This is a genomic window from Humiphilus diazotrophicus (genome assembly GCF_059726315.1).
This window is the reverse complement of record NZ_AP040870.1, coordinates 2,638,720-2,660,995: the sequence shown is the minus strand read 5'-3', so window position 1 is coordinate 2,660,995 and position 22,276 is coordinate 2,638,720. Positions and strand designations below refer to the sequence as shown.

At 49.9% G+C, this 22,276-nt stretch carries 17 protein-coding genes; 15 read left to right on the top strand and 2 right to left on the bottom strand.

What is annotated here, in order from left to right; all coding sequences use genetic code 11:
- Positions 1-111 precede the first annotated feature (111 nt).
- Positions 112-951, top strand: coding sequence for a hypothetical protein (locus AC6I7T_RS11725; protein WP_497793603.1), 840 nt, complete (start codon positions 112-114; stop codon positions 949-951).
- A gap of 221 nt (positions 952-1,172) precedes the next feature.
- Here AC6I7T_RS11725 and AC6I7T_RS11720 read toward each other — a convergent pair whose 3' ends face one another.
- Entirely contained in the window at positions 1,173-1,949 is a 777-nt protein-coding gene (locus tag AC6I7T_RS11720; RefSeq protein WP_497793602.1) for a Crp/Fnr family transcriptional regulator, read from the bottom strand.
- A 293-nt stretch (positions 1,950-2,242) separates the two neighbouring features.
- Here AC6I7T_RS11720 and AC6I7T_RS11715 point away from each other — a divergent pair, with 293 nt between their 5' ends.
- Together AC6I7T_RS11715 and AC6I7T_RS11710 are read left to right on the top strand one after the other, a co-directional pair.
- Entirely contained in the window at positions 2,243-2,941 is a 699-nt protein-coding gene (locus tag AC6I7T_RS11715) for a lipid-binding SYLF domain-containing protein (RefSeq protein WP_497793600.1), read from the top strand.
- A 129-nt stretch (positions 2,942-3,070) separates the two neighbouring features.
- The gene (locus AC6I7T_RS11710) at positions 3,071-4,570 is read left to right on the top strand and encodes an OmpA family protein (RefSeq protein ID WP_497793598.1); all 1,500 of its coding nucleotides are present in this window, start codon (positions 3,071-3,073) and stop codon (positions 4,568-4,570) included.
- A 185-nt stretch (positions 4,571-4,755) separates the two neighbouring features.
- Here the strand turns inward: AC6I7T_RS11710 and AC6I7T_RS11705 are convergent, their stop codons facing one another.
- Positions 4,756-5,172, bottom strand: a complete 417-nt coding sequence (locus tag AC6I7T_RS11705) for a hypothetical protein (RefSeq protein ID WP_497793596.1) — start codon at positions 5,170-5,172, stop codon at positions 4,756-4,758.
- 33 nt (positions 5,173-5,205) lie between these two features.
- Between AC6I7T_RS11705 and AC6I7T_RS11700 the strand changes: the two genes are divergently transcribed.
- The 12 genes from AC6I7T_RS11700 (at position 5,206) to AC6I7T_RS11645 (ending at position 22,078) form a co-directional block, all read left to right on the top strand.
- Positions 5,206-5,649 carry a hypothetical protein gene (locus tag AC6I7T_RS11700; RefSeq protein WP_497793594.1) on the top strand — a complete coding sequence of 148 codons (444 nt, stop codon included), beginning with the start codon at positions 5,206-5,208 and terminating at the stop codon, positions 5,647-5,649.
- Positions 5,650-5,707: 58 nt separating this feature from the next.
- On the top strand, positions 5,708-5,863 hold the full coding sequence (locus AC6I7T_RS11695; RefSeq protein ID WP_497793593.1) for a DUF3309 family protein: 156 nt from the start codon (positions 5,708-5,710) through the stop codon (positions 5,861-5,863).
- A 187-nt stretch (positions 5,864-6,050) separates the two neighbouring features.
- A complete protein-coding gene (locus AC6I7T_RS11690; RefSeq protein ID WP_497793591.1) occupies positions 6,051-6,584 on the top strand; it encodes a general stress protein in 534 nt (177 codons plus the stop codon).
- A gap of 945 nt (positions 6,585-7,529) precedes the next feature.
- The gene (locus AC6I7T_RS11685) at positions 7,530-8,813 is read left to right on the top strand and encodes an amidohydrolase/deacetylase family metallohydrolase (protein WP_497793590.1); all 1,284 of its coding nucleotides are present in this window, start codon (positions 7,530-7,532) and stop codon (positions 8,811-8,813) included.
- 72 nt (positions 8,814-8,885) lie between these two features.
- A complete protein-coding gene (locus AC6I7T_RS11680; RefSeq protein ID WP_497793588.1) occupies positions 8,886-10,196 on the top strand; it encodes an MFS transporter in 1,311 nt (436 codons plus the stop codon).
- Between the two features lie 147 nt (positions 10,197-10,343).
- Complete coding sequence (locus AC6I7T_RS11675; protein WP_497793586.1) at positions 10,344-13,307, top strand: sensor histidine kinase; 2,964 nt, start codon at positions 10,344-10,346, stop codon at positions 13,305-13,307.
- Positions 13,304-13,930, top strand: coding sequence for a response regulator (locus tag AC6I7T_RS11670; RefSeq protein ID WP_497793585.1), 627 nt, complete (start codon positions 13,304-13,306; stop codon positions 13,928-13,930). The genes AC6I7T_RS11675 and AC6I7T_RS11670 overlap by 4 nt, the downstream gene beginning before the upstream one ends.
- 478 nt (positions 13,931-14,408) lie before the next feature.
- The gene (locus AC6I7T_RS11665; RefSeq protein WP_497793583.1) at positions 14,409-17,669 is read left to right on the top strand and encodes a TonB-dependent receptor; all 3,261 of its coding nucleotides are present in this window, start codon (positions 14,409-14,411) and stop codon (positions 17,667-17,669) included.
- Positions 17,670-17,759: 90 nt separating this feature from the next.
- Positions 17,760-18,536, top strand: a complete 777-nt coding sequence (locus tag AC6I7T_RS11660) for an RraA family protein (RefSeq protein WP_497793581.1) — start codon at positions 17,760-17,762, stop codon at positions 18,534-18,536.
- Between the two features lie 25 nt (positions 18,537-18,561).
- Positions 18,562-19,836, top strand: a complete 1,275-nt coding sequence (locus AC6I7T_RS11655) for a selenocysteine synthase (protein WP_497793579.1) — start codon at positions 18,562-18,564, stop codon at positions 19,834-19,836.
- A gap of 46 nt (positions 19,837-19,882) precedes the next feature.
- Complete coding sequence (locus AC6I7T_RS11650; protein ID WP_497793577.1) at positions 19,883-20,362, top strand: RidA family protein; 480 nt, start codon at positions 19,883-19,885, stop codon at positions 20,360-20,362.
- A gap of 102 nt (positions 20,363-20,464) precedes the next feature.
- The gene (locus tag AC6I7T_RS11645) at positions 20,465-22,078 is read left to right on the top strand and encodes a Cys/Met metabolism pyridoxal-phosphate-dependent protein (protein ID WP_497793575.1); all 1,614 of its coding nucleotides are present in this window, start codon (positions 20,465-20,467) and stop codon (positions 22,076-22,078) included.
- Positions 22,079-22,276: the final 198 nt, after the last annotated feature.

The window sequence follows — 22,276 nt, the reverse complement described above, 5'->3', positions numbered from 1 at the left end:
AGGTGAAAAGAAAATTGCTACTCATCGTTGCTAGACAATTCATAGCATTGCGGGAAGTGCTCTAGACGTCAACCTGTTGATATCGGAAATCGCACCGTCTGAAGGCTCTCCATGAAATTACGCGAAAAGAAACCTCAAACAGCACTGCCGATCAGAAACGCACTCCTCCGCTTCCTTTCTAAATTTGTCATTCTGTTGCTGATGATTTTATGGCAGCCCGTCAGTGCCCAGCGAATAGATTCCTCTGTTGCTAATCATCCGCCACTCTCCGCAGAGGACGTGGTTCACAGTCTTGTCCAGATGAATCTGCATCGTTCACAAGCACTATTCGCATATCAGGGGACCAGAGTCTATCGAGTGGAATATCATGGTTTCCCCGGCGCCCGCAGTGCGGAAATGGTTGTCAATATGAAGTACCTGTCACCGGAGACAAAGGAATTTGTCATTCAATCGATGACAGGTTCGAAACTGATCATCGAAAAAGTATTCAAGAAGCTGTTGGAAGCAGAAAAGGAAGCACTTATCCCGGAAAACCAGCATCGTTCCTCTCTTACTGAAGAGAATTACCGCTTCACACTCCTCGGGTGTGAAAACGAGATCTGGGGTGCGGCTTACATACTTAAAGTGGAGCCTCGAACGAAGGATAGGTTCCTTTATCGCGGCAAGATCTGGGTCAATGCAGAAGATTTTGCGGTAGTGCGGTTGGAGGCGGAGCCTGCGAAGAACCCTTCCTTCTGGACTGGAAAAGCAGAGATCGTTCAGCAATATCGAAAGGTGAGCGATTTTTGGCTTCCCGCATTCAATCGCAGCGTTACCTCTATTCGCTTTGGGGGCCGCGCAGAACTGACCATCGATTACAAAGATTACGAGATTACGGAGGCGAATGGCGTCAGCAGCTTACCGCCGTCTCCAGCGGCTTTGGGCAGTAAAGCCCTTCATGCAGAGAAGTAACGACAAAAGGGATCAGATTTCCTATTGCTGTAGCCTGACTGAGCGAAGTGTCGTGCGGGATTTCTTCTACCCCGACACACCCGACAGATGCACCGGAGCCCCCGGCTAACAAGAAACAAAGCCCATTTCACTCTTCAGAGGTGAGTGCTTACCAGCGCCAAGCTTAACGGAAAACCTCGTCGGGTTCCCCTGATTCGGAATACCTCTATAGAAAAGCCGCTCTAGTCATGCAACACGACGCTGACGAGCGAGCTGTGGATGTGCATGTCTCCGCCATTGTATTCGATAAACCCTAACTCCCTAAATCTATTGAGAAAATAACTAACTCGAGAGCGGGTAGTACCAATCATTTCGGCGAGAGTTTCCTGGCTAATCTTTGCGATAACCGGTAGCGGCTTTGACTCCTGTCCAAAGTTGGCCATCAGCAGGAGAAGCCGAGCCAGGCGTTTTTCGCTGGAGTTGAAGAGGTGATCCACTAAGTCTGCTTCCATGCGAATGTTTCGGGAAAGTAGGTAGGCGAGAAAGCGTTCAGCAAACTCTGGATCGCGATGGAGCAGCTCTAACATCGTAGTCTTATTCACCCGAATGATAGTGCTCGGTTGAATGGTGCCGGCGGTAGCCATGCGAATCGGCTGACCTGCCAGACATCCTTCTCCGAAAAAGCTAGCTTCCGGCAGGATGGCAACGACAGCTTCTTTGCCGTTTTTCGATACAACTGTCAGTTTTACTTTGCCGCTTTGAATATAGAAGACAGCATCCGCGGCATCTCCTTGTGAAAAGACGACTTGTTTTGCTTGGTATTCGCAACTGGTTTTTCCAGTTGTGAGTTTAGCCAGGAAGAGGTGAGAATCGAACGCGGCGGTCCGTTCCGGTGTTGCGCCAATCTCCCTCGGACCCAGTATCTTTTCGCCGGGTGCTTCTGGAAACAAAAGAGGGCGCTGGTCTTCCGGGCTCTTTTGTTCTTTCTTTACTGCGACAACGGTGGGTTTAACATCCATGGGAATCTCCCACTCGGAAATGTATGCGCGAGCCCTTGCCGAGTATGCGAATTATAACGCTTTCCTGAGTACCTCGTGATTTTGAGCCCTAGCTTGGCCTGATCGCTCAAAACTGCAGATGCGTGAATAAACACATCTTGCAGCTAAGGCCTGTAGAGTCATGGCGAAGGCCCTGAGCACTATTGCTCAGACGGTTCCATCCTTTCCTCCTATCTTAGAGATACCTTGCACATTACAAATATGCGCGAACGAAGAGGCGCGGTGTAGGGCTAGAGAGAAAAAGGTGTGGGGACATGAAGAAGCTTATTGTGTCAGTAGCATTACTCAGTCTGGCTAGCCTAGCTTGGGCAGAGTCGAATCTTCAATCATCGACAGAACGGCTAAATAACGCAGGCCAAGTGCTACGAGAGATCATGGCCGCTCCGGACAATGGCATCCCCGAAGAGGTGCTGGAACACGCAAGGTGCATAGCAGTAGTGCCAAACATGGTCAAGGGTGGCTTCATCGTTGGAGCACAAAGTGGCCGAGGAGTAGCTAGCTGCCGAACGGCGAAGGGCTGGAGTGCCCCAGCATTCTTTGTGATTGCCGGAGGAAGTTTTGGATTTCAGATCGGGGTCGAGGGCGTAGATCTGGTCATGATTATTCAGAATGAAAAGGGCATGCAGAAGTTACTGGCGAGCAAATTCCAACTCGGCGCGGATGCCTCCGCAGCGGCTGGACCGGTAGGACGTCATGCGTCAGCGGAAACCAACTGGAAGCTGGAAACAGAGATCCTTACCTACTCGCGTACCAAGGGGGCTTTCGCCGGCCTTACGCTGAATGGGGCTTCTGTTCGTCGAGACGATGACTCCATGAAGACCATCTACGGGCGTTATGTCACAACCAGTTCCGTGCTGCAGGGTAAAGTGGCGGCACCCGCCGTAGCTAAAACGTTCCTGGCTGCAGTGAGAGGAGCAAAGGCACAGGCTACAGCAGAGACTGCAAAGAAGTAAGTTGCCTGTCTGGCTGAAATGCCAATGTGCAATGGCACTCGAGAAGAATGCCTGGTCTCGAGTGCTTCGTTGTCCTCCGCAAGATCTGTCTACAAGTCGCAATGGCGCGACTGACCTCAAGGAGATATTTTGAAAAACAAGTTTTTATTTGCACTCGGAATGACCATCAGTTTGAGCGCGTTTGCTCAGACCAACTCCCAAGCAGTTCTAGCTTTTGAACCTATAAATTCAGCTCCAGTATTTCGTGCCAATGTAATCAGCCGTACGATCCAGGCAGTTAATTATCAGCATCGCAGTGGAGCTACGAAACTGGATTTTGCGGGTACAAGCTTGATGCCTTCAGCGAACGGTCAGGCCAAAGTGGAAAGTAAGCGCGGATCCATAGAGATTGAGGTGGAATTTGGCAACCTGCAAAAACCTACAACTTTTGGCAATGAGTATCTCACTTACATCCTGTGGGCAATCTCTCCCGAGGGCCGGGCCGTGAATCTGGGAGAAGTGCTGGTAGGGGGCAACCGGCGCAGCAAACTGGATGTGTCTACGGACCTTCAGGCATTTGCTTTGATGGTTACAGCGGAACCTTACTATGCCGTTCGGCAGCCTAGTAATGTAATCGTGCTCGAAAACGTCGTTCGTTCCGACACTAAGGGGACTACCGAAGCAGTGAATGCGAAATACGAGCTTATGGAACGTGGAGGCTATATTCCCACCGGCTATAAGTTCGATCCAGTCATCCTGAATGCCAATTTGCCATTGGAGTTCTTCGAGGCTCGAAATGCACTTCGCATCGCAAAATCCGAAGGAGCAGAAGAGTATGCACAGGACAGCTATCAACACGCCGTTCAGTTAATGAATAATGCAGATGGGTATGCTACGGCAAAGCATCTCCAGAAAAAAGAGCTGATCGCTGCTTCGCGAGAAGTCGTACAGACCGCTGAAGATGCACGCGCCATTGCCGTAAAGAAAATGGACGAGGCGAATGTAGCAGACAAGCTTCAGGCTTCGGCAGACGCGCAGGCAAAGTCGCAGGAACAAGCTGCTGACGCAACGCGGCAGAAAGAGCAAGCTCAATCCGAGATGGCCGCAAATCAAGCAGCTTCGACAGCCGCAATCGCCTCGGCACAAACCGATGCAGACCGTTCTCGTATGGCCGCACAGCAGGCAGAAAATGACAAGGTTGCTATGCGTGCAAAGTTGTCCGAACAACTAAACAAGATCCTTCAGACTCGTGACAGTGCTCGCGGGCTCATCGTCAGCATGTCCGATGTATTGTTTGATACCGGAAAGTACTCGCTGAAATCAGAGGCACGGGAGAAACTGGCGAAAGTAGCTGGCATCCTGATCGCCTATCCTGGGCTCAACATTGAAGTCGGTGGTTACACGGATAATGTCGGCGGCGATGAAATGAACCAAAAACTATCCGAAAACCGCGCAGGAGCGGTGCGTAATTACTTGGTACAAGCCGGGGTATCGACGAACTCCGTAAGCTCAAAAGGTTTTGGCAATACTTTGCCGACAGCTTCCAACGATAGCTCCTCAGGTCGGCAGCAGAACCGGAGAGTAGAACTTCTCGTATCGGGTGAATCTATAGGGAACCCGGGCAATGCGACGATAGGAAGTTTGCAGTAGAAGGGACTTCTTATAGGTAATGTCGGGAAGTAATGAGGATGGCGCGGTTTATTTGTCAAGATAAGCCGCGTCTCCTGAATTCGGAGTTGTACCACTTTTCGAAAGAGTTGAGTGATAAGTATTGGCAATGAGCAGTAATAGAGGTAGCACTTATGAAGAAGATCGGAATTATTGGTACGGGTTTTCTATCTCTGCTTTTCGGGATTTCTGCTTCCTCTTATGCCGGGCAGGAACCGCAGCACGAAAAACAAGATCATCCCAGGCAACAAGAGAACAAGCAGGAGCAGGCCAGACCCCAGCAGCAGCCTGCCCAGCAACCACAGAAAGTGCAGCAGCAGCAGCAGCGGCAAGATCAGAATCAGCACGGAGATCGTGCGCAACAACAGCCACAACAGGCTCAGCCGCAACAGCATCAGGATCAGAATAGGCAACAGCAGCGCGTGCAGCAACAGCAGCGGCAAGATCAGAACCAGCACGGAGATCGTGCGCAACAACAGCCACAACAGGCTCAGCCGCAACAGCATCAGGATCAGAACAAGCAACAGCAGCGCGTGCAGCAACAACAGCGGCAAGATCAGGACCAACAACGAGATCGCGTTCAACAACAGTCAGATCGAAACCAGCAGCAACGGCAGATGCAGCGCCAAGACCAGAATAGACAACAACAGCGTGCCGAACAGCAGCAACGCAACGAACAGCGCCCACGCATGCAAGAGCAACAGAGAATTCAGCAGAATGCCTGGCAGCAACATCGTGCACAAAATTGGCAATCTGACCACCGCGATTGGAATCAACGTGGTGGCTATCACGGCTTCCGCGTTCCCGACGAACAGTTCCGTGGATACTTCGGACCTGAACATGGCTTCCGAATCTATGGTCTCCCTTTTCGGAATGTTGGTGGATACCCGCGTTTCCGATACGGTGGTTATTGGTTGATTCCTGTTGATCCATGGCCTGAGTACTGGGAGGATGGCTGGTACGACAACGACGACGTCTATATCGACTATAGAGACAACGGCTATTACATGTTTAACCGTAGATATCCCGGTGTTGGAATTGCGATTCGCATCTCAATGTAATGTAGAGTCACATCTGGTGAATATCCCTATCAAAATACGGGGAAGTAAGGAGTGAGACATGCTTGGAACTGTATTGATTATTTTTTTACTCTTAGCATTCTTCGGCGCACTACCTAGATGGTCGCATAGCAGAAACTGGGGTTACTATCCAACTGGTGGCTTAGGACTGGTGCTCATAATCGTTATTGTTCTTCTAATCCTCGGCCGGATTTGAACTATGTGTCATCTGCAAATATTGGCAGGTACCGGATGTCGATGATGAGCAGGAAGATGTGCCTGATTGCGCGGCGATTCCCGGCTACAGCGCCACCTGTTCCAATATAAGCAGCGAAGCTCCCTCCTATCAATGAACAGCCACTTTTGCAGCATTAACCTCTGTTGCAGAGATATTGGAGATAACTATGTCCAAAGTTGATTCAGTTGTAGCTGTATACGACACACATGAGCAAGCAGAGGCGGCAATCAAGAAATTTCAAGATGCCGGTATCGATATGAAGAGTCTTTCGATTGCCGCAAAAGATACGCATGCGGACGAACAAGTTATCGGTTATTACACCGCAGGTGACCGAATGAAGTATTGGGGAAAGATGGGAGCTTTCTGGGGAGGACTATGGGGACTGCTATTCGACTCTGCGCTATTTGCGATACCGGGCATCGGGGCAGTTGTTCTAGCGGGTCCTCTAGTGTCTTGGATCGTAGCCGTTCTCGAAGGAGCCGTCGTGGTTGGAGGACTCAGCGCGCTTGGAGCAGGATTGGTTAGCATCGGAATTCCAAAGGATAGCGTCATCAAATACGAAACCGCTTTGAAGACAGACAAATTTTTGGTAATTGTGCATGGTGCACCGGATATGGTGGATAAAGCAAAAGACATCATTGCCGGAGCCAGCTTCGAGACGCACACTGTCCATGGAGAAACCGTTCTTTCGCGGAGATAGACAGCTTCACGGTTCACCAACGTGGCTCCATCCAAGCCAGCGAGTCAACTATCTACCGGAGGATACTCGGAAGATAAGTTTCGCGATACAAGTGGGAATCTGCCGAACTTATATTCCGGCTCTGGTCAAGAGCCTTGATCCATAGAAACAGTCGTCATTCCTGGATGTCGGCATGGAGCTTCTTATGAGCGAGGAAGAGACATCCACGATGTCGTATTTCTATGTGGCCAACGAGCGGAACAGCATGCTCTTCTCTCTTGGCTTGACCCGGATTTGACTGCAAAAGAGATAAATCACCCTTAATGCAATTGCCTCCAGATGGAAAGGAACTAGTTGAATGGCTTATGTAGATATGTATTTGCATCGCAGTTTCCCACGACTGATGTGGCTGCGTCGAGATTGCCCTCTCTGTCGCTCCGTTCTCTTTGAGGAGGACGGGTTCCAGCCATTTGATCAACTTCTGAGGCTATTCGGGCTGTATCCGATTCGTTGCATCAATTGCTGGCGACGATATTATTGGTTTTTAAAGAGACGTTTGGGCAAAACGTAAGCGTGATCGGGAGCGATCCAACGATTCTGAAAAGGACTCCGACTGTCGTGCATCTTGCCCCGCGATATAGAATGTATTGTTTATCCGAACCTGCTGCCCGAGAACGTTGAACAGCATCTGGTCTTATTGATTGGTTATTCTGATGATCAACGATGTCCCCTTGGGGGATGGTTCAATACGAAATTGATGACCTGCCCCAAGGTTATGAAGCCTATCCATGGGAAATATGCGGCATACTAGAATGCAAGACATGGTTTAGCCTGACATGTTTGCACTTAGGCTATAGAGCCTAGATTCCTCCCGGACATGTGTCTCATGACAGCTTTCAACTCCTATGAAAAATTCAATGGTGGTTTATACCAGAACGGTAGGTTTTCTCTTTAGGAGGAGTTGGGATGGGGAAGGTTGCCCTTGTTTGGAGGATAGCGGTGGTAATGGGCGGAATACTGTTACAGACAGGAATCCTTCAAGCACAGCATTACGATTTGTTACTCAAGGGTGGCCACGTCTACGACGCTAGGAACCATATCGATGGTGTGATGGATATTGCTATCAAGAATGGGATGATTGCAAAAGTCGCTCCTAATCTTGAGGCACGTGAAGCCAGCAAGACGATCAATGTAAGAGGATTTTGGGTTTCTCCAGGTCTAATCGATATTCACGCACATGTCTATGCCGGTACGGGAGAAGCAAACTCTTATGCAGGTGATAATAGCGTCTATCCCGATGGTTTTACTTTTCGGACGGGTGTGACAACGGTTGTCGATGCGGGAGGCTCCGGCTGGCGGAATTTTGCCGATTTTAAGCAGCGAATCATCGACCGCTCCAGAACGCGCGTTTTGGCTGACTTGAATATAGTGGGTTCTGGCATGCGGGGGCCCAAATATGAGCAAAACCTGGCGGATATGGATGGGGAGAGTACAGCCAAAGTAGCTCGTCAATATCCGGGAATCATTGTGGGAATCAAGGTCGCTCACTACGAAGGCGCGGAATGGACCCCCTTCGAGCAAGCGGTCAAGGCTGGAACATTAGCCAATATTCCCGTGATGATCGATTACGGTACAGGTCGCGCAGAAAGACCACTCTACGATCTTCTGACGGCCAAATTGCGTCCGGGTGACATTTATACGCATGCATACTCCGGGTGGAGAGGAGAGCAGGATCCCACCACAAAAAAAGCGAGTCGCGGAATGCTTCTTGGTCGAGAGCGCGGGATCTATTTTGATGTGGGTCATGGCGGTGGGTCGTTTGCCTGGTCAGTCGCTGTTCCTATGATGAAAAGTGGCTTTTACCCAGACTCTATTTCGACGGATCTTCATATCACAAGCATGAATGCCGGAATGAAGGACATATTGAATGTTGCGGACAAGTTCCTCGCCATGGGGCAAACGATTCCCCAAGTCCTGAGTGAGATGACGTGGAATCCGGCACGCGAGATCAAACAGGAGCAGTTAGGGAATCTATCGGAAGGAACCCCCGCCGACATCGCTGTCTTAAGCGTGGAACATGGAAAGTTCGGTTTTGTGGACATGCAAAATACAAAACTGATGGGGACCGAGAAGCTGATCTGTGAGATGACAATTAAGGATGGGAAAGTCGTTTATGACCTGAATGGTCTCTCCGCAGAGCCCTGGGATGAGACTGCCTCCACGAAGCATCAGGCTGTAAAGGAACAATAACAAGGTCGAATCTCTGGTTGTTGTTTCGGCGGCCAGGAAAATGATTTGCGCCTATAGAAGAAAGAATTCGAAATGATCCTGGATCGGTGGGCGAGAGTTCGGTTTTTGTTGGCAATTTGGCTCTTTCTGTTAAGCGGGATTGCTTTTCTGGATCGGACCAATTTGTCTATTGCCGGTCTTCAGATCAGCAAAGAATTTGCTCTGACGAATCAGCAACTTGGATGGATATTTTCTGCGTTTCTGATTGGATACGCGGGCTTTCAGGTCCCAGCCGGATGGCTTGCCGCTAAATGGGGACCTCGCCTTCTCCTCTCTCTTGGCGTCTTGTGGTGGGGCCTAACCACGGCGTTGATTACAATTCTGCCTCCAACCGGTTCTATAATACTGGTTTCCCTCATCGGAGTACGCTTTGCTTTAGGAGCCGGTGAAGCCGTCATCTATCCTGCCGCTAATCAATTTGTGGCGCGCTGGATCCCTCGACAGGAGAGGGGCTTTGTGAATGGGCTCATTTTTGCAGGAGTTGGAGCGGGAAGCGGTTTGACTCCTCCTTTCCTGAACTGGCTTATCGGTCAACATGGCTGGCGAATGGCATTTTGGTTCAGCGCAATTGTTGGCATCCTGGCTGGTTCGATCTGGTGGTGGATCTCACGTGATACTCCTGAAGAACATCCAGCAGTATCCGAACGAGAGAAGCAGGAGATTTCCGATGGTCTTGCGCCAGAGCACGCTTTGCTATCGAGGCAGAAAGAGAATTCCAAGAAAGCCTCCAACGTCATTTCCTGGCGGGCTATCTTTCATCGGAGAGATTTGCCCGCTCTGATGCTCGGCTACTTCAGCTTCGGGTATATTGCCTGGATTTTCTTTAGCTGGTTCTTTTTATATATGGCACAGGTGCGCGGATTTGATCTCAAGGCCAGTGCCCGCTATTCCATGCTCCCCTTCTTATCTATGACGATCTGTTGCCTCGTCGGCGGAGTGTTAAGTGATCGTCTTACAAAATTTTTCGGTTTGAAAGTCGGACGCTGTGGTCTGGCGGCGGCCGCTTTGTTCTTAACCGCGATTTTCCTGATGCTTGGAGCACACGCGCATAGTCCACAACATGCCGCTGTCATTCTTGCCGCCGGAGCTGGTGCTCTGTATCTTTCACAGAGTTCGTTCTGGTCCGTTTCCGTCGATATTGCCGGAAACAGCTCCGGCGTTTTTTCGAGCATCGTTAATATGGGCGGTCAATTAGGTGGAGCTGTGACCGCTTCTTTGACTCCATGGATTGCGCAGAGATTTGGGTGGACAAGTTCCTTCGGCGTTTCGGCGGCTCTGGCCGTTGTATCGGCTCTTTGCTGGTTGCTCGTTAATCCCGAAAAGCAACTAGAATCTCCCGCTTGAGAAAATTCCAGTTCTCTTTGCCAGTGTGAATGCCGTATAAATTACAAAACAACAATGGTCCTGGAATCAGATCGTACCGCGAGGGCTTTTAGCTTATGGCAGAGAAGTGTTCGCCATATCTGTACCGTACTCCTCTGTTCGTGTTCGGTGACTGCCCTGGCTCGTGCATCTGAATCGAGTTTCCTGCGCCTCTCCGAATATCAGAAGCAGGACTGGCAGGTGGAAAACGGTCTTCCGGAGAACAATATCCGGATGATTACGCAAGGACCAGACGGACAATTACTACTGGCCACTGGCTCTGGGCTATCCACTTTCGATGGACTCAAATTCGAGGAATTCAGTGTTCCTGGGATGCCTGAGGCGGAAGCTGTCAACGCCGTTCTGATCGATAAGAGTGGGGATCTATGGATTGGTACTGATGGTCGTGGAGTATTACATTCCCATAGCGGGAAGATAGAGAACATCAGCGAAGCTGCGAAACATTGGAATGAACGCATTCGCATGATGTATGAAGATTCACAAGGCATCCTGTGGATCGCCACTCAAAACGGAATTGAACGTTATTTTCAGGGAGTACTCGAGTGTTTCCCTGAGGCCGGGATGCTAGCAGGTGACATTACCACTCCGTTTGCACAAGATCAAAAGGGAACGTTTTTTGTTACGGAGCGTGGGCTTTGGTTCCTTGCGAAGGATAGCCATCACCCTGTTGCCTATCCTCTAAAAACTCCAGGTGCCGGGCGTGCTGTTGCGGTTTATCGTGACAATAGCCGGATCCTCTGGGTCGGCACTACGACTGGGCTGCTCCAACTTATTCCGTCTCCGTCAGGCTACAAAGAGAAGTTCTACGGTAAGATTTCCAGTCCGGTCACAACGCTCTTGTCTGATGGACACGGCTCCCTCTGGATTGGAACCCGCCACTCAGGCCTTTGGAGAGCTACCTCGGGGCGACTCGATTCCTGGAGTCAAAAAAACGGGCTTCCCGATAATACAATCCGCTCCGTCTTTCTCGACAAGGAGGGCAACCTCTGGATCGGTATGCTCTCGGGTGGTTTGAGTCGATGGCGTAAAGCTGCGTTTGTTCCCTATGGCGAAGCTGAAGGTTTTTTCGATACCTATGCGGCTTCCGTCTTTTCCGATTCTCGCGATGATTTGTGGCTTGGGACTTGGGGAAAGGGGCTCTTTCGGCTGCACCAGGGACGTTTGGAAAACCTCACTCCTAAAGCGATGCCAATCGCCACTCCCATTCGTGCAATTGCAGAGGATCGCACAGGAAAGATATGGGTTGGCACCTGGTTCGATGGCGTCTATTCCCTGGAGGGGAAGAAGTTTCGACATCATCTGCTTGGGCTGGAATCGCCGGGAAATGCGGTAAGTGCGATCAAGCCATCGATACATGGTGGGCTTTGGATAGGGACTTATACCGGAGTTCTCTTTTTTCCAAGCGGTAATCCTGAACAAAAGGGAAGCAAGAGATTTCTTGATTCCAAGCTGGTGACCAGCCTTCAGGAGTTGTCAGATGGTTCCATGCTCGTCGGCACCAGCACAGGGCTCTTTCATATTCGCGGGGACGTGGTTGCTCCAATTCTCAACTTGCCACATCCTTATGTAATCTCAATAGTCGGCGATAGTGATGGACACGTTTATGTCGGAACCAAAAGCGGAGGACTAGCTGTATTGCAGGGCGACCAGGTCGTGCCTCTTCCCTCATTCAGTGGGTTTCCCAAATATCACGTAAATACCGGTGTGGAAGATCATGATGGACATCTTTGGTTCGGCACTTCAAGAGGGATCCTTCGTATTTCCAAAGACGAGCTACATAAAGTTATCGCCGGCCAGAATCTCGAATTGACCATCAGACAGTTCGATCGGGTTGATGGTATGCGATCGAGTGAATGTAGTGGTCCTTCGCTGCCATCCTCGACGCGGACCAGAAATGGAATCCTATGGTTCGCGACAATGAAGGGATTTGTTCATACCACTGACACAGCAGAAAACATGGCTGCAATTTCTTCCGTTCCAACAACGGTCCAGTGGTCGCGCGAAGAAGATGGAACTCCGGAAGATGTGAGCTCAGGGGCTTCTCTTTCGTTAGCCCCAGGTCGAAATACTGTACTTTTCTATCTCTCTGCTACAAATCTTTCCAATCCGGGAAAGATCGAATTCCGTTATCGATTGGCTGGTTACGATTTGGACTGGACAACGACACATGGACGGATTATTCGGTATCGAAAGCTTCCTCCGGGAAAATATACGCTTGAGGTTCAACTGAGAAATAGCGGAGAGTCTTGGCCAGACCACGTCTTTAAAGTTGTTCTGCGCCAACGAGGTCACTTCTACCAGTCCTGGTATTTCTATGTTGGTGTCATCGTTGCTGCAATCTTGCTGGCGGTTCAGATCTTTCACCGACGTGTGCGGGCTGTGAAAGGAAAGATTGGCGTAGTACTGGAGGAGCGGAACCGGATAGCGCGCGAATGGCACGACAGCTTGATGGCTGGCTTTGCAGCCGTGTCTTGGCAATTGGAGGCCTCAACAAAAATGCTGGGCGAAAGCTTTCCCGATAATTCGCCGGTAACGCAATCCATTCATCTGGCACGTAATATGGTGGCGCATTGTCAGGCTGAAGCTCGCCGAATTATTTGGGATCTGAGAGATTCGGATGAAATTACCACCATGCTCTCTCAAGCAATTTCCAGAACGCTTGCAGCGCGTCATCCCAATGACGATATTGCCGTCAGTTTCGATATCGAAGGAGTAGAAGTTCCATTTGCACCGGCCTCCGTACATAACCTTGTTTCGATTACACAGGAAGCAGTCGCAAATGCCGCAAGACACGCGAATCCGACGAAAATAATGGTGCATTTGCAGTACGAGGAGGATTCGTTGCAGCTAATCATCCGAGATGACGGCTGTGGTTTTAATTCTGCTTCTTCAAAGACAGGACATTTTGGGATTCCCGTGATGCAGGAACGAGCACGTACATTGGGCGGTTCTCTTCGTATTCAGAGTAGTCGTAACGACGGAACAGAAGTGAAGCTTACAGTTCCTTATAACATGATCAAGTTGGTTCCGCAGACGCGACAACCAAAGTTTGTTTCCTGGATTGGCTTATGAAACCGATAACGGTATTGCTTGTTGAAGATCATTTTCTTGCAAGAATGGCTCTACACTCTGTTCTTGCGACATCTCCTGGGATTCAGATTGTCGGGGAGGCCGCGGATGGAGAAGAGGGATTAGCTCTGTATCGCAAGCTGCGTCCCGACGTCATGGTCCTTGATTTGCGACTGCCTCGCCTCAGTGGTTTCGAAGTGATCAATCAACTCCGCAAGGAATTTGTACACGCCAGAATTGTGGTTCTCTCTAACTACCATGGTAGCGAGGATATCTATCGCGCTGTTAAGTCTGGTGCAATGGGCTATTTGACCAAGGATGCGAGTGGCGACGAATTGGTTAAAGCTATCCAATCGGTTCACAGAAATCTCCGCTATCTGCCACGAGTTGCGCTTGACCGGCTGGCAGAGCGCATGTCCACCGGGGAGTTAACGCCGAGGGAGACCGAAATACTCTCTTGCATCACGCGAGGTATGTCTAATAAGGAAATCGCGGACGAATTGAATATCGCAGAAAAAACGGTGCGGATACATGTGTCCTCTGTTCTTGAGAAGATGGGAGCTCGTGATCGCACACAGGCGACTATCTTCGCCTTGCAACGTGGACTGGTTCATCTTGAGCCGTAGTTTATGAAAATGCAGCATGAGTTTGACGGTCAAATGCTTCCTGGCTGACAGCCAGGAAGCAACACTCTTTGATTGCTGCTTACCTTTCGCTATATTTAATCGTTTCCTTTTGGGCCCTGCAGGCATTAGGTAGTGCTCAATTTGTCATGAGATCTCAGGGCTGGGACCCGCCAAATCATTTTGGGTCTCGTTGCAAATGTGGATATGGAGTACACCTCCAAAGCCGTTTGCATAGATGCCGCACTGTTGTATTTCGTCCTCAGTCTGAAGCGCGAATATCTTAGGCCAAATGGCCTATCCATAAACATGGCGTCAGACTGATGACACAAATCTGAGATTGTAATCAAATCTTTAAAAATTCGGTATTAGTAGAAATTCGCAGCACGTAATCGAGATCTTTCTCGGTCACAGATGCTGTTTTTCAGGGATGCAGTTTACTCGTAGCGTACCTCTCTTTCGGGAATGGCTAGGAGGCCATATGAAAAAAATAATATTCTGTGTCTGTATACTTTTCTGCTTTCTCTCTATTCAGGCTCAGGTCGCAGACAATACAGCTCTCGTTGGAACCGTTACCGACTCAAGCGGGAGCGTTATAGCTGGAGGATCTGTCTCCGCTGTAAACGTCGATACTAAGGTTGTTTATCCTGGGACGACGAATGCGGAAGGCTATTACTCAATTCCTTACATCGCTCCTGGAGTCTACGATATTTCTGTAGAACGTCAGGGTTTTCAAAAGGTTACGAGCAAGGGCGTTGTTGTTCAGTTGAATGTGGCTGTACGTACCGACTTCTCTCTCCCTGTAGGTACAACAACGGCAGAGATAACGGTCACAGCTTCGACCCCTGTTCTTTCCACTGACGATGCTATGCTCGGAGAGACCGTCGATGAGCATAAAATCGCGAATTTGCCCATGGTCGGGCGTCGCGCAATGGAGTTGGCGGCAACGTCACCCAACATCATCGTCGGCCCCAAAACCTCTTACACCGGAAATCCTCCGGGAGCGAACTATATCGGTGCTGGTACTCGAGAGGTTACGAATTCACTTACCCTCGACGGTATTACGATCATGAACTCGTTGATCTCCTCTTCTCCTGTGTCTCCGAACCCCGATGCTCTCTCTGCAGTTCAGACGCAGACAGGAAACTATACCGCCCAATATGGTGGGTATATGGGTGTTCACATCAACATGGATACCAAAAGAGGAACGAATAATCTGCACGGGACTGTTTATGATTACGTGCAAAATGACTTGTTCAATGCACGTCCTTGGCTGTTGGGCAAAAATAAACCAATGCCGATTTTGCGGTTCAACCAGTTCGGCGCGGTTGTTAGTGGGCCTGTTGTTTTCCCTCACTTTTATGACGGCCATAACAAAGTCTTCTTTACGGGATCTTACGAGGGAATTCGGCAGACGAATGCCACTCAGAATTCCACCACTGTGCTAACCTCCAAGATGAAAGCCGGCGATTTTTCAGAGATCAGCAAAGTTCTGGTCAATCCGGCTACCGGAACGGCTTATACAAATAACCAGATCACCAATATTTCGCCGATTGCGCAGAAGCTCCTAGCATATTTGCCAGCCGCCAATCTCTCAGGTATTACCAACAATCTCAACAGTACCGTTCCGAATACCTACCAACAGAACCAGACTCTCGATCGTGTCGATTACAACCCGACTGATTCAGTAAGGCTCTTTGGCCGTTTCATCTGGCAAAAGATAACCTCCATGTCTGGCAACTTGGTTACTACGTCTTCCAGCTATACACCCACGACCGATTCCAACGGGATCTTCGGATATACCCACATCATCACCCCTAATTTCATCAACGATTTCCGTTTTGGCTATAACAAACTCTCGACCAATGTGCTGAACTATTTTGCACTAAACGGAATTAAGGACGCGGGCTCTGCACTTGGAATTCCGGGGTTTACGGCGGATGTAGATAACAATAATCCTGGACTGCCAACAATCAGCATCTCCAACATGGTTTCTATGGGTGCCGACGGAACGAATTGGTATCAGGATGATAGAACGCTGCACGGGTATGACCAAATTACCTGGGTTCATGGTCGGCACTCGATAATGGCAGGTGCAGAACTGCGCCGTATGACCATCGGCCGTGCGGCTTCCAACACGGCGCGTGGTTCGTTTACCTTTAGTGGCCAGTATTCCGGTAACCCTGCTGCAGACTTTCTTACCGGATATGCCACCACTGTAGTTACACCCGTTACTCAAATCAGAGGTTCCGTTGGTTCTTGGAGAGACGGCTTTTTTGTTCAGGATAATTGGCAGGTACGGCAGAACCTGACATTCCTCTACGGGTTACGTTATGAATTACCTACAGTGCCTTACAGCTTGAATGGATATGCCCGGATCATTAATACGAGCTATACGGCATTGATTCCCGATACTACAGCGACGACCGGAGCTGCTTATACTCCTCACAAAGGTTTCGAGTTTATTGCTCCGAATCATAACCTATGGGCACCGAGATTCGGCCTTGCCTATCGTGCGAATAGCAAGATTGTCGTTCGTGCGGGTGGGGGTGTCTATTACAACCCTAACCACATGAATTCTTTCACCTTGGCTACAAGCAACTACCCATTTGCCAATTCATTCACCTATAACGGGAATGCAAGTTCTCCAGCCAATCTGAGCTTCAGCAATCCTACCGGCACTGCAACGGCCTCATCTTCTTGTATCCCCGGGACGATTGGATGCTATTCAAGTGTCTTCAATGTGAACCATACATTACCCACGCCGCGGCTTTATCAGTGGAATGCGGATACAGGTATGGAACTTTGGAAGAATGCTGCATTTGAGCTGCAGTACCTGGGTTCCCGCGCCGTACACCTTGACTATTCTTACTATCCAAACCAACCAACGCCGGGACCTGGTGCTGTGAATCCTCGTCGTCCGAATCAGCGTTTCGGACAGATTCGTCAGATTCAAAATTCAGGATTTTCGACTTATCATGGCTTGAGTGCTCTCCTCCGTCAGAGAATGACTCATGGACTGGACTTGAATCTTGGTTATACCTGGGCTCACTCGATGGATACTTCGAGCGATGCTAATGGTGGCGGTACTTCTATGATTCAGTACAACCTCAAGGCGGATTACGGTAATTCCAATTGGGATATCCGTCACCGCTTTGTTGGTACGGTGATCTATGCTCTTCCGGAATTGAATAATTTCAATCCGATAGTCAGAGCCGCATTGGGGGGATGGCAATCAAATTCGATTGTGACCCTGCAAAGTGGTATGCCGTTCAATGTTGGTATGAGTAAGGATGTTGCGTTTGCCGGGAATATTGGAACGCAGAGACCGAACTGGGCTTCGGCGGGATCGAGCTCTTGTTCACGCAGCACGGTCATAAAAGGAACTGGTAAGTCTTGTATTAACCCCAGTGCTTACACCGTTCCCGCGATGTATACCTATGGAAACCTGCATCGCAATGACTTGCACGGACCGGGACTCATCAACACGAATTTTTCGCTCTTTAAGAGTTTCCCGATCAAGGAGGGGATAAGCCTGCAATTCCGGGCCGAAGCGTTCAATGTCTTTAATCACGCGAATCCGGGAAACCCGAATTCCTCTTTGCCTACGGCCTTCGATCCGACTGCTTCGGATTATGGCTTGACTGGCAGCAACTTTGGAACAATCACCACTGTCCAGAACTCTGGGCAGAATGGCGGCGGTCAGAGGCTGCTTCAACTTGCGGGAAAGATCAACTTCTAAACGTATAGGAAGAATGATCCAAAACTGTCGAGCCGGAGAACGCGATCTGTTCTCCGGCTCGGCTGTGTAGTTAGTATCGGGAGTTTAGTTGTGAAGAAAATCTTCAAGATGTCGCGCGTTCGAATCGCTTGCCTGGGAGTTGCCCTTTTTGCATGTGCTCTTGTGGGTGTCCTTTATGTCCGCGCGGATGCTCCCAAGACTGCCGCCGATTATGCTGCAAATCCTGCCTCAATGATCGAAGCGTATCGCCACGTTGAAGCTGCTTCGGTATCGGATGCGATAGAGCAACTTCTTCACGAGAAACGCTATATGTCGCACCGTATGCACTCCAATATCCCTGCGAAGTTCGCCGGGACAGCCCTGACTGTCAGGCTGGCAAAAGAGGAGAATAGCGATTCGAATGCCTTGGGTGGAATGTTGCAAGCAATCGATTCCGGCGGGAAGGATTCTGTGTATGTGATGGTTGTCGACGACGGCGCCGACATTGCAGGAATGGGCGGCCTTATGGGTACGGCTATGTCAGTTCGCGGATATGCAGGAGCTGTCATTGATGGCGGGGTTCGCGACCTACCCCAATTACGAAAGTTGGGATTTCCTGTTTTCTCGACGGGAGGTGTTCCGTCGACCTCCGTCAGCCATTATCGTTTCCAGGGAATGAATGTTCCTGTAATATGCGATGGTGTCAAGGTGAATCCGAACGACATTATCGTTGCCGATGAAGATGGTGTTGTAGTAGTCCCGAAAGAACATGCTCCAGCAGTTCTAGTGCTTGCACAAAAGCTCGACAACAGCGAACACTCGATGTATCCCTTCATCGAAAAGTTTCATTCTATTGTCGAGGCCGTAAAGCAGTTCGGTCGTATTTAACTTGCGTAGTTCCGGAGGCAGCATTTTGGGCATAAGGAAGGAAATAGAGCTTCGTGGTGAGCGTCTTACGAGACGCGGATTCCTTGAGTGGTCTTCCTTTGCAGCGTTGTTCGCTGGATTAGGTGGAAAAGCCAGCTTTGCATCGTCGACTACGCCAAAAGAAAAAGAAGAAGACTATTACGAGAAACTAGGTGTCGATAAAATCATCAATGCTGCAGGAAGCTACACTTTCCTAACGGCAGCCGTTATGCCTCCGCAAGTACAGCGCGCTGTTGCGCAAGCTGCAATGCATCCTGTTCGATTGAAAGATCTGCAACGGTCAGCCGGAGAGTATCTGGCAAGGAAACTTCGTTGCGAAGCTGCGCTGGTCAGCTCCGGTGCCTCCGCTGCTCTTACTTTAGCAACAGCGGCTTGTGTGGCAAAAGCAAATGGGTTTGCACCGGAAGATATTCCTCAGAGAGTTGCTGAGGGGAAGAACGAAGTGATTGTACAGCGTTCGCACCGGTATGAATACGATCACGCCATGATGCTTTGTGGTGTACAGATCCGTGAGGTCGTCACCGTAGACGACTATAAGCGGGCCTTTGGTCCGAAAACGGTGATGACGAATTATTTCAATTCTGCCGCCGAGACTGGGATCGATCGCGAGACATGGTTAAGGATTGCTCACGACAACGGCATTCCATGTCATAACGACGCAGCCGCGGATATTCCTCCTGTCTCGAATCTTTGGAAGTACACCGGAATGGGCTTCGATCTGGTATCTTTCTCCGGAGGGAAGGGTATCCGTGGTCCGCAAAATGCGGGGCTGTTGCTTGGGAAAAGAACACTGATGGATCTGGCTGTTGCGAATAATAATCCGAATTCGGAAGCTGTCGGCCGAGGGATGAAGGTTGCGAAGGAGCAGATTGTCGGTATGGTGGCTGCCGTGGATTGGCTTTTGGAACAGTCGGACGAAAAAGATCAGGCTGAATATCATCGGAGAATCAAGGTCATCCTCGATGCTGTGCGAGATATTCCGACCATAGAGCCGACGATTGTAACTCCCGAGATTGCTAACCACGTTCCTCATCTTGTGCTCGCATACGATCCGGTTAAGGTCGGAATAAAGCCATCCGAGGTCCAAAACGTGTTACGGAAAGGCAAGCCGTCAATCGAGCTGAATCCTGCAACTGGGACGGTTTCTCGCGGCCTCAGTGCCGTTTCCAATTCAATTGTGCTTTCGACGTGGATGATGCTTCCTGGGGAAGCAGAGATCGTTGCACGAAAATTGCGTTCCGCGCTTCTCAATCGAAGTTAGCTGGACGCTTTTAAGAACCAGTAAGTGAAGCTTGAAGGAGAGAGCAATGAAGAGTCAGTCAAGACGAGAGTTGTTGAAGGGTGCGGCCAAGTCTGTAGCTGTTGTCGGTGGTGTAGCTATGATGGGTAAGGGCGCTGCCGCTGCGCCTGCAAAGGCGGAAAAGAAATCCTATCCTGCAAATGCAGCAAAGACCTCCGATAAGCCACCACTCTTTTCTAGCGCAGTATCTTACGGCAACCTTCTATTCCTTGCTGGAGTGGGGGCCCATTTTCAGGGAACCATTCAGGAACATACACGGCATGTATTGCAGGAGCTAGAAAAAAATCTAGTCGCCGCGGGCTCTTCCCTGGAGAAAGTTCTTAAGGTGAATGTCTATTTAAATGACCTCAAGGACTACGCTGCCATGAATAGCGTTTATGCCGAAACAAAGTGGGGAGCCATTCCTCCTGTAAGGACGACGGTTGCTCCCGCGGCGGGCATCCCTGGCAATTCTTTGGTCGAAATTGATTGTATTGCCTATATCTAGAAAGAAAGTGCGGTAGCGAAAATACATTGCTATCGCACTTTTCTCAGATCAAATACTTTTGTTTCAACATACCTTCCCTCCAACGAACTGAGACAGGAATCTATGCCTAGCTTTTCCAAGATAAAGTTATCTCGCCGCGACCTAATGAAGAAGACTGGAGCCTTATCGACTGCCGGAGCTGTTGCCAGTGCTCTTCCGTTGGGTCTCGGAGTGCCGCTATCAGCTCAAACCTCCAGACTCGGCCTGGCAAAACATGGAACGGATAAAGAGAATCTGTTTACTCAGATTGGGGTTCGTCCTCTTATTAATGGACGCGGAACCTTTACTCTTATCAGCGGGTCACGATCACTTCCGGAAGTCAAGCAGGCTATGTACGAAGCTTCGTTCTACTTTGTGCATTTGGATGAGATGATGGGGGGGATCGGTGCAGAACTTGGACGGTTAACCGGAGCAGAGTGGGGGATTACAACAACCGGTTGTGAAGCTGCGATCTGCTTGGCGACGATTGCATGTATTGCCGGAACCAATGTTGAGAAGTGTCAGGCCTTGCCTTATGTCATGGGTAAGAACCAGGTCCTGATTCCTAAACATTCGCGCAATCCCTATGACGTAGGCATACGGATGACGGGAGCAGAACTTGTCGAGTTCGCGACTCCGGAAGAGCTTAAAGAGAAGCTGACCGATAAGGTTGCAATGATTTATGTTCTAGCCTCTCCGGAAAGCTATCACGGTCCCATGGGAATCAGGGCAATCTGCGAGATTGCACAAACGAAGAATGTGCCTGTTTTCGTTGATGCTGCAGCTGAAGAACCGATCTCCCCAAACATCCACGTGCAGGCGGGAGCCTCGTTGGTTGGTTATTCAGGAGGTAAGTGCCTTCGTGGGCCGCAGTCCTCGGGCATGCTTATTGGAAAAAAAGATCTATGTCAGGCAGCCTATTACAATGCGGCGCCCCATCATTGTTATGGGCGTGCGTTCAAGTGTAGTAAAGAAGAGGCTATGGGGTTGCTTGCTGCGGTGCGGCAGTGGTACAAACGGGACCACGATGCAGAGCAGAAGGCCTGGACTGCATGGATGCAGCAGATTGCAGAGAAGGTCAAACATCTTCCCTCGTTAACCTACAAAGTCATTCCTTATGGCGAAGACTTATCCAATAGAGCGCCTCATCTTGAGTTATCTTGGGACGCGAATGTCCTGAAGATAACAGGGACGGAATTGGTTAAGAGGCTTGATGCAGGAACTCCACGCATCCTTGTTGATGGAGGGAAAGGGGTTCGTCCGCAGCAGATGCAGAGTTCGATCAATATCATGTCCTACATGCTTGAGGCCGATGACATTCCAATGATTGCCAACGCTATCTATGAGGGATTAACAAAGCCGGGATTCTATGCTGATCCGGTTATTCCTTCTGGAGAACCAGCGTCAATTTCCGGGGAGTGGAATGTGAGCATTCAGTATCTCCGAGGGAAGGGAGAACAGCGATTCCGTCTTGAGCAGAACGAGGGCAGGGTGTCCGGAATGCATCAGGGCGAAATCTATCAGACAACGATCCAGGGATCGGTCGTCGGAGACCAGGTCGAATTGGGGAGCGTTATGCCGGTGAGCGGCAGTTCTATTTCGTGGACATTCCGAGGAACGGTGAGCGGCAATTCTATGATTGGCAAGGTAAATATGGGAGAGTATGGGGAAGCGTCATGGACGGCAGTGAAAGTCTAGAGTCAATCCCCGACTCGCCAACCCCTTTTATGCGTCCAGCTATTTACTGAGGTGAGGAAGGCAACTATCGCCCTGGCCCAGGGTGTACCGGGAGTCGTGCATCAGTTCCAGCGACTATTGGTTGCTGAATCCTCCGATCAGCACAGTGGGAGCTGTACGCAGATCGGTTACGCCGTTCATCCACTGAGCTGTTAAAAA

Excerpts from the sequence above, each read along its gene's own strand:
- AC6I7T_RS11720 (WP_497793602.1), bottom strand. The coding sequence starts at position 1,949 with ATGGATGTTAAACCCACCGTTGTCGCAGTAAAGAAAGAACAAAAGAGC.
- AC6I7T_RS11715 (WP_497793600.1), top strand. The coding sequence starts at position 2,243 with ATGAAGAAGCTTATTGTGTCAGTAGCATTACTCAGTCTGGCTAGCCTA.
- AC6I7T_RS11695 (WP_497793593.1), top strand. The coding sequence starts at position 5,708 with ATGCTTGGAACTGTATTGATTATTTTTTTACTCTTAGCATTCTTCGGC.
- AC6I7T_RS11725 (WP_497793603.1), top strand. The coding sequence starts at position 112 with ATGAAATTACGCGAAAAGAAACCTCAAACAGCACTGCCGATCAGAAAC.
- AC6I7T_RS11690 (WP_497793591.1), top strand. The coding sequence starts at position 6,051 with ATGTCCAAAGTTGATTCAGTTGTAGCTGTATACGACACACATGAGCAA.
- AC6I7T_RS11665 (WP_497793583.1), top strand. The coding sequence starts at position 14,409 with ATGAAAAAAATAATATTCTGTGTCTGTATACTTTTCTGCTTTCTCTCT.
- AC6I7T_RS11700 (WP_497793594.1), top strand. The coding sequence starts at position 5,206 with ATGCAGCGCCAAGACCAGAATAGACAACAACAGCGTGCCGAACAGCAG.
- AC6I7T_RS11670 (WP_497793585.1), top strand. The coding sequence starts at position 13,304 with ATGAAACCGATAACGGTATTGCTTGTTGAAGATCATTTTCTTGCAAGA.
- AC6I7T_RS11680 (WP_497793588.1), top strand. The coding sequence starts at position 8,886 with ATGATCCTGGATCGGTGGGCGAGAGTTCGGTTTTTGTTGGCAATTTGG.
- AC6I7T_RS11650 (WP_497793577.1), top strand. The coding sequence starts at position 19,883 with ATGAAGAGTCAGTCAAGACGAGAGTTGTTGAAGGGTGCGGCCAAGTCT.
- AC6I7T_RS11685 (WP_497793590.1), top strand. The coding sequence starts at position 7,530 with ATGGGGAAGGTTGCCCTTGTTTGGAGGATAGCGGTGGTAATGGGCGGA.
- AC6I7T_RS11645 (WP_497793575.1), top strand. The coding sequence starts at position 20,465 with ATGCCTAGCTTTTCCAAGATAAAGTTATCTCGCCGCGACCTAATGAAG.